The 12,606-nt window shown below is 44.4% G+C and carries 13 protein-coding genes; 4 read left to right on the top strand and 9 right to left on the bottom strand.

The annotated features are described in order from the left end of the window. The first annotated feature begins 38 nt into the window (after positions 1–38). Positions 39–503, top strand: coding sequence for an Lrp/AsnC ligand binding domain-containing protein (locus tag J3U75_RS11030; protein WP_100140483.1), 465 nt, complete (start codon positions 39–41; stop codon positions 501–503). Positions 504–547: 44 nt separating this feature from the next. Here the strand turns inward: J3U75_RS11030 and J3U75_RS11025 are convergent, their stop codons facing one another. Beyond that, positions 548–1,423 (bottom strand): LysR family transcriptional regulator, encoded by an 876-nt coding sequence (locus tag J3U75_RS11025; protein WP_267392140.1) that lies wholly within the window; start codon positions 1,421–1,423, stop codon positions 548–550. 121 nt (positions 1,424–1,544) lie between these two features. Here J3U75_RS11025 and J3U75_RS11020 point away from each other — a divergent pair, with 121 nt between their 5' ends. Continuing rightward, entirely contained in the window at positions 1,545–2,048 is a 504-nt protein-coding gene (locus tag J3U75_RS11020) for a phenolic acid decarboxylase (protein WP_267392139.1), read from the top strand. A 422-nt stretch (positions 2,049–2,470) separates the two neighbouring features. Here J3U75_RS11020 and J3U75_RS11015 read toward each other — a convergent pair whose 3' ends face one another. The 3 genes from J3U75_RS11015 to J3U75_RS11005 all read right to left on the bottom strand — a co-directional run bounded on the left by J3U75_RS11015 (position 2,471) and on the right by J3U75_RS11005 (position 5,102). Further along, positions 2,471–2,866: an ACT domain-containing protein gene (locus J3U75_RS11015; RefSeq protein WP_267392138.1), complete on the bottom strand. Its 396-nt coding sequence runs from the start codon at positions 2,864–2,866 to the stop codon at positions 2,471–2,473. Between the two features lie 474 nt (positions 2,867–3,340). Further along, positions 3,341–4,237, bottom strand: a complete 897-nt coding sequence (locus tag J3U75_RS11010) for a prephenate dehydrogenase (protein WP_267392137.1) — start codon at positions 4,235–4,237, stop codon at positions 3,341–3,343. A gap of 64 nt (positions 4,238–4,301) precedes the next feature. Then, positions 4,302–5,102: a 3'-5' exonuclease gene (locus J3U75_RS11005; RefSeq protein ID WP_267392136.1), complete on the bottom strand. Its 801-nt coding sequence runs from the start codon at positions 5,100–5,102 to the stop codon at positions 4,302–4,304. A gap of 325 nt (positions 5,103–5,427) precedes the next feature. Here J3U75_RS11005 and J3U75_RS11000 point away from each other — a divergent pair, with 325 nt between their 5' ends. Together J3U75_RS11000 and J3U75_RS10995 are read left to right on the top strand one after the other, a co-directional pair. Beyond that, entirely contained in the window at positions 5,428–6,279 is an 852-nt protein-coding gene (locus J3U75_RS11000; protein WP_267392135.1) for a DsbC family protein, read from the top strand. Positions 6,280–6,482: 203 nt separating this feature from the next. Beyond that, positions 6,483–6,839 carry a DUF488 domain-containing protein gene (locus J3U75_RS10995; protein WP_267392134.1) on the top strand — a complete coding sequence of 119 codons (357 nt, stop codon included), beginning with the start codon at positions 6,483–6,485 and terminating at the stop codon, positions 6,837–6,839. 959 nt (positions 6,840–7,798) lie between these two features. On the opposite strand, the gene accD is transcribed toward J3U75_RS10995, so the two are convergent. The 5 genes from accD to J3U75_RS10970 form a co-directional block, all read right to left on the bottom strand. After that, the gene (gene accD, locus J3U75_RS10990; RefSeq protein WP_267392133.1) at positions 7,799–8,671 is read right to left on the bottom strand and encodes an acetyl-CoA carboxylase, carboxyltransferase subunit beta; all 873 of its coding nucleotides are present in this window, start codon (positions 8,669–8,671) and stop codon (positions 7,799–7,801) included. A 67-nt stretch (positions 8,672–8,738) separates the two neighbouring features. After that, positions 8,739–9,524 (bottom strand): tryptophan synthase subunit alpha, encoded by a 786-nt coding sequence (gene trpA / locus J3U75_RS10985; protein WP_267392132.1) that lies wholly within the window; start codon positions 9,522–9,524, stop codon positions 8,739–8,741. Positions 9,525–9,683: 159 nt separating this feature from the next. Continuing rightward, entirely contained in the window at positions 9,684–11,045 is a 1,362-nt protein-coding gene (locus tag J3U75_RS10980) for a PFL family protein (RefSeq protein WP_100140492.1), read from the bottom strand. A 9-nt stretch (positions 11,046–11,054) separates the two neighbouring features. Continuing rightward, entirely contained in the window at positions 11,055–11,330 is a 276-nt protein-coding gene (locus tag J3U75_RS10975) for an ACT domain-containing protein (protein ID WP_100140493.1), read from the bottom strand. Positions 11,331–11,381: 51 nt separating this feature from the next. Beyond that, the gene (locus J3U75_RS10970) at positions 11,382–12,563 is read right to left on the bottom strand and encodes an MFS transporter (protein WP_267392131.1); all 1,182 of its coding nucleotides are present in this window, start codon (positions 12,561–12,563) and stop codon (positions 11,382–11,384) included. Positions 12,564–12,606: the final 43 nt, after the last annotated feature.

Raw genomic sequence — 12,606 nt, 5'->3', positions numbered from 1 at the left:
ATTTTAATAATTTATCACATTCAAACTACAAATTAATCATGCACCAGATTGATAAAGTGGACATGAAAATTTTGTCCTTACTGCAAAAAAATGCCCGCACCACCATGACCGAACTGGCCGATAAAGTAGGGTTGTCTACCACACCGGTTACCGAACGAGTACGGCGGCTGGAACGTGAAAACATCATTACCGGCTATCACGCCCGCCTGAATCCACGTGCCCTGAATCAAAGCCTGCTGGTATTCGTCGAAATCAAACTGCGTTCTAAATCCGGTAACATCTTTGAAGATTTCCGGCGAGAAGTTTTGACCATTCCGCAAGTACTGGAATGCCATCTCATATCTGGCGAATACGATTACCTAATTAAAGTGAGATTGCCCAATATGCACGCCTACCGCAATATGCTGGGCAATATATTGCTCCAGCTACCTGCGGCAGCCGAAAGCCGCAGTTATGTGGTAATGGAAGAAGTAAAAGAAGAACAACTCCTACACCTAGAATAAAATCACAGCACTAGCTATTCTAAGACTGAATAATCGTTCGGCATTCATACTTTATCCTGAATCAGCCTGACCAATAACGCTGTTTCATTGTCCAGCTGAGCCTCATCCTGATTCAAAAACAAATATACCGGCGTAGCACGCCGCACACCATATTTTAATGGTAAAACCTGTAATTCCCCACTGGCCAACTGCACCTGAATCCGTTCTTCCGGCAGCCAGCCATAGCCTACACCCTGAGTTACAGCCTCAATAGCCGTTTCAATTGTGGTAAACGTCCAGTTTTCTGCTGCACTTACTTGCCGGTAGGGTAGCTGCTGCTGTTCGCGGCTAACAATCTCAATCAAGGGATAGCGAACCAGCACATCCTGATCCAGCGGTGCCGGCAAAGCCAGCAGCGGATGCTCACGCTGGGCCACAGCTACAAAGTTCACCTCCAGCAATAACTTACCCTGACGTATCATTTCTGCGCTCGGCGTGATGATGTAGACATCGGCCTGTTGCTGTTGAAGCACAGCACAGCTTTCACTTCGTAGCACTTCAGTCAGATGAATTTGAGTAGAGGGATAAACCTGTTGAAAACGGCGTAAAACTGTAAACAGACGCGTTTTAGGAAAAATACTGTCCACCACCAAATCTAACCGTGCCCGCTCACCGCGTTGCAGCGCACGGGAACGGTTTTCCAGCTTCTCAAACCCCTGCAACAGAGGCAAGGCCTGTGCCAGTAGCTGCTGACCAGACGCTGTCAGCTCTGCCTTGCGGCCAACAATAGTCAGCAACGTTACACCCAGCCGTTCCTGCATTAACATCAACTGGTAGCTCAGGGAAGACTGGCTGCGGTTAAAGGCTTCCGCAGCACGGGCAAAACTGCCATAGCTCACCACAGCCTGTAAAAGCTGCCATTGTTCCAGTGTTGTTTTCATCGCGAATCAATCGAAATTTTAGAACATTTTATCTCAAAAATAACGTTATTCATCTGGTCCATACCTGTTTAAACTTCACTTATCCATTTAATCAAAATATCTTTTAATTGAAAGGAAAAAAATGTCTGTATTTGATAAAAACGATCTGAGCAATATTCTAGGAAAACATTTGGTTTACACCTATGATAATGGTTGGAACTACGAAATATACGTGAAAAATGCCAACACAATCGATTACCGCATTCACAGTGGCATAGTGGGCAATCGTTGGGTAAAAAGTCAAAAAGTCTATCTAGTACGGCTGGCTGAAAATGTATACAAAATCTCATGGACCGAACCAACCGGTACCGACGTCAGCCTGAGCGTCAACCTGTCCGACAAAATTTTCCACGGCACCATCTTTTTCCCACGTTGGGTAATCAACAATCCGGAAAAAACCGTTTGCTTCCAGAATGAGCATATTCCACAAATGGAAGCTTACCGAGAAGCTGGTCCGGCCTATCCTACGGAAGTAATAGATGAATTTGCCACCATTACCTTCATCCGTGATTGTGGTGAAAATGATGAAAGCATCATTAACTGTCCTGCCAGCGAATTACCAGCCGATTTTCCGAATAATCTTTAATTAATATCTTCAGAAAACAGGGCGGAAATTAAATTTTCCGCCCTGTTTTTTCATCCTCAAGCCAGTAACAACCATTCGCAGCAATACTTTTTTTAAATATTCAGAACATCTCCATCACACTGCACACTACTTTATTTTTGCTGGTAAAACATGCTTTCAAATATCGAACATATAGATTTAGAAGCTTCAGCACATAGCAGACCTAATTTTTATCAAATAGTATGTAAATCAGAATGAAATTGTACTAAGGCCGAGACAAAGACTTGAAATTGATAATGAAATTAAGCAATCCATATAACTATTTTCAAGCAACTAAAAATATTGATAAACCCGACCTATGTTAACAAATTAACAAAATCGAAATATAGTCAAATCATGATTTTTGCCAACGCAAAATCATGATTCAAGCCGGTCATATCTTATTATGCTTTGTCCAAATGATTGAGAATATCCAAAGCCGGTGCTACATCAGTTTCTGCAACAAAGATATGATCATGATAATAGCCGGCCACAACATTACAGCTGATATTCTGCTGTGCCAGAGCGCGAGAAAAAGCGGCGGTAAGTCCTACAGCAGACAGAGATGAATGCACCTTCAAGGTAATCCAGCCTGCAACGTAGTCATAGCTTAGCTGATGCTCATCAGCCACAGCCTGAGGCAGAATCAGCGTAGTTCCCTCACTTTCCTGCACAGTAGCCACAGCAGCAGACAGCAATTCAGCCACCGGCTGCTTTACGGTACAGAACACATATTTGCCCGCATTATGCTGCGGCGCTGCCGATTGCAGCAAAACATGCAAATTACTTTCACCAGACATAATCTTCCCCTGAGTCTAAATATAAAACAACTATCCTAACAGCATTCATATACCAACAAAAGCTTAGGCCTATATTTTTCTGGCTTTACGACAACACTTCGCTATTTAAAACCAAATATCCAGAATGTACCTCTTTAGTAACAAACAAAATACAACTAAGAGACGAGTCGAATATGACTTATAAAAATCCCGTTAGCATATTAAAAACAGATAAAAAAATGCGCACACGGTTAAGTGTGCGCCAAGTCTACAAAGGAGAAATAGAGGAGAAACTGTTAAACCAACTAGGAGCTGATTTAACGAAGCGAATTATGCCTCAACTACGCCTGCATAGCAAGTCATATTTTGTATTAATTCGACAAAATAAGGTTATTTTAATTAAAAATACCGCAAAATTCATTAACTGCATCTAACTTGTGCTGAAAAAATATCAAAAAAGACTTTATCTAACCATCACTTAGCCATACCAAGGTATTATCTGCCTGCCGGCACACCTGCTGTAGCCTGAATTTGCTCATTTTGCCAGCTTTCGCGGATTTTTTGTGCCTTTGCAAAAAAAGCCGTGAGCTTCTGCGCATCACCATCTTGCAGGCATTGCTTCAAATACGCCAGCTCCAGCTGTTGTTTCTCAAGCAGACCAGCCAGCACCTGTCGGTTCGCCAAACAAATATCCGTCCATATCTGCGGATGACTGGCAGCAATTCGGGTGAAATCCCTAAAACCGCTACCAGCAAATTGTAACAGCTCATCCGCATTAGCTGCTTCCGCCAGCTGATGCACATAGGCATAAGCCAGCATATGCGGCAAATGGCTTACAGCAGCAAAAATCGCATCATGTCTGGCTGCATCCAGATGATAAATTTGCGCCTGCACCGCTTGCCACATTGCTTCCACAGCCTGCAAAGCCGTTTTATCCTGCTGCTCATGAGCACAGATAATACATTTTTTTGCAGCAAACAAGCCAAACTGTGCCGCCAGCGCCCCATGACGGTCGGAACCAGCAATCGGATGTGCCGCCACACAGCGCTCATAATGCTGTGGCAACTCAGCAGCAAAAGCCTGTAAAGCCAGCTGCTTAGTACTGCCCACATCAGTGACAATACATCTATCTGGCAAAAATGGCGCAAGCTGGCGGCAGATAATCGGCAAAGTATTAACTGGCGTAGCGATGAGCACCATATCGGCATCAGCCACACTTTCTGCATTAATGCATTCGCAGGCACAATCAATTACTCGTCGCTCTAGTGCCCGCGTCAGATTGTCGGCATCAATATCAATACCAACCACCTCTTCCACCCGTGCCGCCCGTTTTAAATCCAGTGCCAGCGAACCACCTATCAGCCCTACCCCAATCAGCACCAGCTTATGCATACTTATCTCAGCAATCATTCTATCCACAACATCATTACCGTGTCCGGCTTATCAGCTTTCATCATCAGAGTGGTCGTCCCCATGCATCCAGAAACTCCTGCCAGTGCGGCGCCTGCAATCCTTTCAGGTAAACCTTCAGACCACGGATTTCCTGTTCGTATTCATCGGCATTCAGAAAACCACGCAACAGATTAAAACGCAGATACATCAAATAAGTATTAGCGGCATCTGTCTCACAGTACTGCCGAATCTGGGTTAATTCTCCCTGCTGATATGCTGTCCAGACCTGACTGCCATCCATCCCCAGCTTACCCGGAAAACCACACAGCTTAGCCATATCATCCAACGGAACACAGGCACGCGCTTGATAGAGAGAAAGCAAATCCATCAAATCACAATGACGTGCATGATAGCGGCTGATATAGTTGTTCCATTTGAAATCTCGGCTGTCACCAAAATCCCCTTCCCCCATATCCCAGTAACGGGTGGCACTGATACCATAAATTAGCGCACGATAATGCAACACCGGTAAATCAAATCCACCACCATTCCAACTCACCAATTGCGGCGTATGTGTTTCAATCAACTCAAAAAAACGTGCAATCAGCGTTTCTTCACTATCTTCTGGCGTGCCAATACTACCAACATGAATCTTTTCTGCCCCCCAGCGCATACAGCATGAAATGGCTACTACCTGCTGCAAATGCAGCTGCATAAAATCATTACCGCCAGTTTTTGCCCTTCGCTGCTGCAAAGCAAACTCCACCACATCGGCATCACTTACTTCCGCCGGCAAATGATGAAGTACCCGGATACCGGCCACATCAGGCACGGTTTCAATATCGAAAGCCAAAATCGGATTCATGGCAATGGTTCACATTGATTAACGAAAGAGTATTGTGGCATGAAGCAAGAAGCCGCGCCATACGTTTTAGCCTCAAAACAGTATTACAACACGGTCAGGATTGTTTTATACTCACAATCAGTCAGGATCAGTGAAAAATGCAGCAAACCCAAAACACAGAATCATTTCTCTAGCAGCCAAACAGATTTACTTGCCGTATGATTTAAGCCTGTTTTAGCAACAAAATAGCAACATTTTCCACGCTCATACTGACACATACTTCACAGGCTGGGCATAATGGCCATAGATTATCAATAACCACTTATTAACTCATTCTCAGACATTTATGATAAACAAAATCCGCTTATGGCAATGGCTTGTTCCTTTACTGGCCATACCTGTCCTCGCTTCTTGCGACGGTACTCCCGTTCATAATATAGACAAAACCGCCAGTGCCACATCCGGTATCAGTGCCCCAGCATCAGCCAATAAAGCTGCTGCAGTTGGTGCGGCAGTAGATGCCGAAACCAATAAAAAAATTAGCGATAATCTGTCTAAAAACATGCAAAAAGCATTTAAAAGTACAGAGTTAAACGTTCAGAGTATCTATACCACTCCATTTAAAGGTATATATGAAGTAATAATCACTGGTAATCAGATTATCTATACTGATGAAAATGCGGATTACATTATGCTGGGTAATCTGATTGACCTCAAACACCATCAGAATCTGACGGAGCAACGTATGAGTGATTTATCAAAAATTGATTTTGACCAGTTACCACTGGATAAAGCAATCAAAGAAGTACGTGGCAACGGCACACTGGTAATGGCTGTATTCTCCGACCCAGATTGCCCTTTCTGTAAAAAGCTGGAAGAAGAAATCGCCCAGATTGATAACCTCACAGTTTATACTTTCCTCATGCCGGTACCCGATCTACATCCAGGCGCACAGAAAAAAGCAGTACAAATATGGTGTCAGAAAGAACGCACCACCGCATGGACAGAATGGATGCGTCATGGCAAGGAACCAGCCAGCGTAGCCAATTGCAGCAACCCCGTAGAAGACACCATGAAATTAGGCAATAAATTTGGTTTTGATGGTACCCCCACCATGGTATTTCCGAACGGCAAAACCATTTCCGGCCTAATGCGTAAAAATGAACTGGAGCAGGAATTAATCAAAAATCAGAAATAAAAACTGGTCACACGCAAAAGCAGCCGTAAACGGCTGCTTTTTTATTCTGTTTTGAAAAAGTAGTATCCATTTATTCACCAAAACAGTCTGAAAAGAGCAGTGAGCACACTCAGATCTTACTTTAATCAAAGCTAGCATATCATCTTGTCAAAACAAGCTATTATATCTATTATTAATTAAATTTAGCTTCTCCTTCAGCAACCATGTATAACATTGAGCGGGTTTACACCTATCAGCAACAACAGCCAGCTGTATTGATTGACCGTCTGTGGCCGCGTGGTATCAGCAAAACCAGAATAAACAAAGTTTTATGGCTAAAAACTGTTGCACCTTCCAGCCAGCTGCGACAGTGGCTACATCAGCAGCCCGATACCCGCTATGGTGAATTTTGCTTACGTTACCAGCAGGAACTGAAGCAGCCACAACAGCAACAAGACTTGCAGAAGCTACAACAACTGCATCAGCAGCACCAGCAATTATGGCTGCTAACCGCTGTTAAAGATATTACCCACAGCCATGTACCAATATTACTGGCACAATTACAGAATAGAGACAGTTAGAAAACAGTAAAAATCTGTCTGATATATGGACACCGCCATCGATTCAAGATTGTCGTGAGATTTCAAAGGAAATTCACTGGGCGGCAACAGTAATTTCACACACAGGCTTTGGGATTCCAGATGGTTTTCAGTTCGTCATGCGGAGCAGATTCAAACATGAGTAAACAGACTCAAAAATCTGAAAGAAGACCATAAAAATATTATGTTAGTAAATGAAGATCAATAATTTAGAATAAATCCCATTAAGAAAATATTTACCGGGATTTTATAAGAAAAAATAAAATTTTTTACATCAATAAAATATTGAGCAAATTGAATAAAGAAATAAGAAAAAGAATTTTGTTAATACCCTATAAGATGGGGGTTGATTCCAAATAGTGTCTTGGATTTGAAATATGTTTATAAAAAAATTCTTGTAAAAACTAATCTTGAAATGCGAAATTTATTACGGCGTAGTTGCTGTAGATTATGTCATTGCCTTAATACAAATACTCCTTTGCCATTTTATTATTATATTCATGGGCTTATTGATTATATATCAATAGGCATAATCAAGGTATAGACTCTTAAGATGCAGCCAATTCTTTTTTTCATTTGATTAAAGAAAAATTAGAAAAAAACCTAATTTTTTAATATCAAACAAAGATAAAGTTTTAATGACAATTAATTTCTAATGGATAATCAATCTTCATTTTGTATAGATGTATAAAATGACAAGTCGAATTTGCGTCAAAATACAGTTATATCTATGAAAAACTGGAAAAAATGCAATCTGAACTGCTTAACTGTGGTACCTTTTCCCAGTGACAGATCAGATATTATTATTGAGCTGATATAGCGCATATTCGGGAAGTCAGTTCATGTGAAACATAAATAACCTATGTCTGAAACAAATACCCGGCCGAAAATTACTTTCTGACCGGGTATTAAATTAATATTCTTATATTAAGTTCCGTCGCTCAGGCTGCATTAGCACTAGGCTGTGAACGTAACAGTTGAATCAGGCGCACAATACGTTCTTTCATTTCTCGCCGGTCGACAATCTGGTCAATGGCACCCTTATCCAGCAGAAACTCTGCCCGCTGGAATCCCTCCGGTAAAGTCTCACGCACTGTCTGTTCAATCACACGCGGACCGGCAAAGCCAATCAGTGCATTCGGTTCCGCCAGTACCACATCACCGATAAAGGCAAAGCTCGCAGAAACACCACCCATAGTAGGATTGGTCAATACCGAAATAAACGGCAGCGATTTATCCGTCAGCAGATGCAGAGAAGCACAGGTTTTGGCCATCTGCATTAGCGAATTCAAGCCTTCTTGCATCCGTGCCCCGCCAGAAGCAGCCACACAGATAAAAGTACAGTTATGTTTTACCGCTTCACGCACACCACGCACAAAACGTTCACCCACAACTGAGCCCATAGACCCGCCGATGAAATTGAATTCAAAAGCAGCTATTACAACCGGTACGCCATTCATAGTGCCACGCTTCACCACCAGCGCATCATCCTCTTGCGTCAGTTTGCGAGCAGTACTCAGACGGTCTGTATATTTTTTGCTGTCTCGGAACTTAAGAATATCAATCGGTTTAATATCAGCACCAATTTCATACTGTTTACCTTCATCCAGCATCAAGTGAATACGCTCACGCGCTGAAACCGGATTATGGTAGCCGCACTTTGGGCACACTTCCATGTTTTTCTTCAAATCCGTGGCATACAAAGTCGCCGCACAAGACGGACATTTTTGCCATAAACCTTCAGGAATACCGCCGGATTTGGCCACAGGATCTTTTTTAATCTTGGGTGGCAGGATTTTATCTAACCAACTCATACTTTCATTCCTGGTTATTACCGTCCGCATACTTCTCACGGGCGGCAGAATTAGGATTGCACGCAGATTATTCCAGCGCCTGTCTCAGCTCGGCCACTACCGGTGCGAGCGCCTCAGCTTCATGGCCTGCATGCTCAGCAATCGTCTGTACAAAGCGGCTGCCCACAATCACTGCATCAGCTACTGCACCGATACGGCGGGCACTGTCAGCATCGCGGATACCGAAACCCACACCAACAGGCACCTTAATAAACTGGCGTAAATGATCAATTTTACGCGAAACTTCAGTTGTATCCAACTGTGATGAACCAGTCACACCTTTTAGTGACACATAATAAACAAAACCACTGGCCTTACTGCCAATCAGTTTAATCCGTTCATCAGTTGTAGTCGGGGCAATCAGAAAAATACAATCCAGTCCGTGTAATTTCAGCTGTTCATGCAAATCATCAATTGCCTCTGCCGGACAATCTACAGTCAACACACCATCTACACCAGCCTGAGCAGCCGCACGGGCAAACGATGCATAGCCTATATGAAAGACTGGATTCAGGTAGCCCATTAATACCACCGGTGTAGTCTGATTATCCTGTCTGAACCGTGCCACCACTGCCAATACATCTGTCAGTGACACATGCTGACGCAAAGCCCGTTCTGATGCGGCTTGAATAACCGGCCCATCTGCCATCGGGTCGGAGAAAGGTACGCCTAGCTCAATAATATCCGTACCATTGGCAACCAGCGTCTGCATTAGCTTTACTGTAGCAACCGGATCAGGATCGCCACAGGTAATATACGATACCAGAGCAGTACGACCATGCAACTGCTCAAACGTCTGTTGAATTCTACTCATTTTTCTTATCTACCCTTTTCGGAGTGTGCCAATGCTGCTGTGACACCAGACGGACATCTATTCTAGCTGCCTCTAGCAACAGCGGGATTCCTGCTAGACTGCAATACCCGCTGTACAGATAATCTCAACTTAATCATAGCATGCACCACGGCACATCCTTTAATTTTTCATCGACTGCACTGGTGCCGGCACGCGACCGCCGCGATTGATAAACACCTCGCAGGAACCGGATTTTACCGGCATCACCGGCGCCCGTCCCAGCAGACCTCCAAACTCTACGTAATCACCAACATCTTTACCGCTAACAGGAATCACCCGCACTGCCGTGGTTTTACTATTAATTAGTCCGATTGCCGCTTCATCAGCAATAATACCGGCAAGCGTACTCGCCGGTGTATCGCCCGGTACCGCAATCATATCCAGACCTACCGAACACACTGCGGTCATCGCTTCCAGCTTATCCAGTGTCAATACACCTGCTTCTACAGCGGCTATCATACCTTCATCTTCCGATACCGGTATAAATGCACCACTCAGACCGCCTACAGCACTAGATGCCATCATACCGCCTTTTTTCACGGCATCATTAAGTAAGGCCAGTGCGGCTGTGGTACCGTGGGTACCGCATACACTCAACCCCATTGCTTCCAAAATGCGTGCCACACTATCACCCACTGCCGGAGTAGGCGCCAGTGATAAATCCAGAATACCAAATGGAATACCGAGCATTTTGCTGGCTTCGTGCCCAATTAACTCACCTACGCGAGTAATTTTAAACGCAGTTTTCTTCACCAGCTCGGCCACTTCGGTCAGAGAAAGTCCCTGCGTATTCTGTAATGCCGCACAAACCACACCCGGTCCGGACACGCCCACATTAATCACGCAATCCGCCTCGCCGGCACCATGAAAAGCACCGGCCATAAATGGGTTATCCTCCACAGCATTACAAAACACAACGAGTTTGGCACAGCCAAAGCCCTCTGGCGTGATTTCAGCAGTCTGACGGATGGTTTCGCCCATTAACCTAACGGCATCCATATTAATACCGGCACGTGTAGAACCGATATTTACCGAGCTACACACCACATCAGTACAGGCCATTGCCTTAGGAATAGAACGAATCAATACCTCATCGGCCGGACTCATACCCTTATGTACCAGAGCGGAAAAACCACCAATAAATGAAATACCAATGGCTTTGGCAGCCTTATCCAGCGTCTGCGCAATTGATACATAGGAATCCGCACCAGTGGCAGCACCAATCTGTGCAATCGGTGTGACCGCAATGCGTTGATTTACAATAGGCACACCATATTTGGCAGAAAGTTCTGTTGCCGTCTGCACCAAATTTTTTCCCACCCGCGTAATCTTGTTAAAAATCTTTTCATTGAGGCGGTTAATATCTGTATCAATACAATCATGCAGATCAATACCAATGGTAATGGTACGCACATCAAAATGCTGGTCAGAGACCATACGCACCGTTTCCAGAATTTCATTATTCTGAATAGAAAACGACATAGACAACTCCTAAATCCGATGCATAGCATTAAACAGAGCTTCGTCCTGCACACGGATATGCAAACCCCGCTTTTCACCTTCACTGTCCAGAAATTCACTGAACTGCAAACGCGGCATTGTGCATCGCTCCGTATCCAGCAGAATAATCATAGTGAAATAATCATCCATAAGCTGCTGGCTAATATTCATAATGCTTACCTGATGTTCTGCCAGCAAAGTGGCAACTTCAGCAACAATACCAATACGGTCCTTACCAATTACTGTCATCACAGCATGACTAGACATACTCAATCCTATTCACAATAACGATTTCAAATCAGAAGAGCGCAAACAGCCTTAAGACATTTGCTCACATTTAAACAAAAGCGCACACAGCAGAATTAAAAAAGCAATTCCGCCCCCAAGCATTGCCACTCCATTCCAGCCGACATGTGCATAAGCCATAGCGGAAGCCAGCGAACCAAGTACACCGCCGATAAAATACATACTCATATAGCCCGATGCAATACGGCCTTTCAGCGCCGGATCAGAACGATAAATTAACGACTGATTGCAGATATGCAAAGCCTGAATAGCAAAATCCAGCAGTATTACCCCGCCAATCAGCGCCCACAGATAGTGGCCACCGGCATACAGCAGTACCCAGCTGAAGAGAAACAGCAGCGCACACACCACAGTCATTGCATAACTGCGGCCTTTATCAGCTGCCCAGCCTCCGACATTGGAACCGAATATACCCAGCGCACCAAACAGTCCGAACAAACCAATCGTACTTAAACTGAAATGATACGGAGCGTTACTGAGCAACAGCGTCAGCGGCGTCCACAACACAGAAAATAGACAAAAATCCAGCGCCCCCAGCACACCACGCTGACGCAATAACGGCGTACGCCACAACAAAGACCACACCGATACTAGTGTCTGCCAATAGCCAAAAGATCGGCTGCGCTCACGGTGTACATGCGGTAACTTCCATTGCAAAGTCAGCGTCATCAGCATCAGCATGACCGCGCCCAATACATACACCATGCGCCAGCCCCACCAATGAGCCACCAAACCGGAAAAAGTGCGCGACAGCAGAATCCCCAGCAACAAACCGCTCATCAACGTACCAATTACACGCCCGCGCTGCTCAGGATCAGTTAGGCTGGCTGCTAGCGGCATCAGTATCTGCGCAACCGTACAAAAAGCACCCACCAGCAACAGTCCGGCTACAAATAAATATATATTCGGCGCCAGTGCAATGAGTAGTGCACTAATACTGACTACACCGTACAGAGAAACTATTAGTTTTTTGTTATCCAGCAAATCACCCAAAGGCACCAGAAACATCAGACCCAGCGCATAGGCCAACTGTGTGAGTGTAATCAGCATTCCGCTACTGTCCACATCCAGCCCAAAATAGCGAGCCATGACCTCAATCAGCGGAAAAACAAAATAATTACTAGCTACCGCCAGACCGATGGCCAACGCCATCACAAAAATCTGTACAGAAGACAGCCTGATACGATTATTCATACACCACAAACAATATTCAAACAATTACAGCACAGTGGCCTGC

The sequence above is a fragment of the Snodgrassella sp. B3088 genome, assembly GCF_026535815.1.
Classification (GTDB): Bacteria; Pseudomonadota; Gammaproteobacteria; order Burkholderiales; family Neisseriaceae; genus Snodgrassella; species Snodgrassella alvi_E.
Note: the sequence above shows the minus strand (reverse complement) of the source record. Positions and strands in the feature narration are given on the sequence as shown.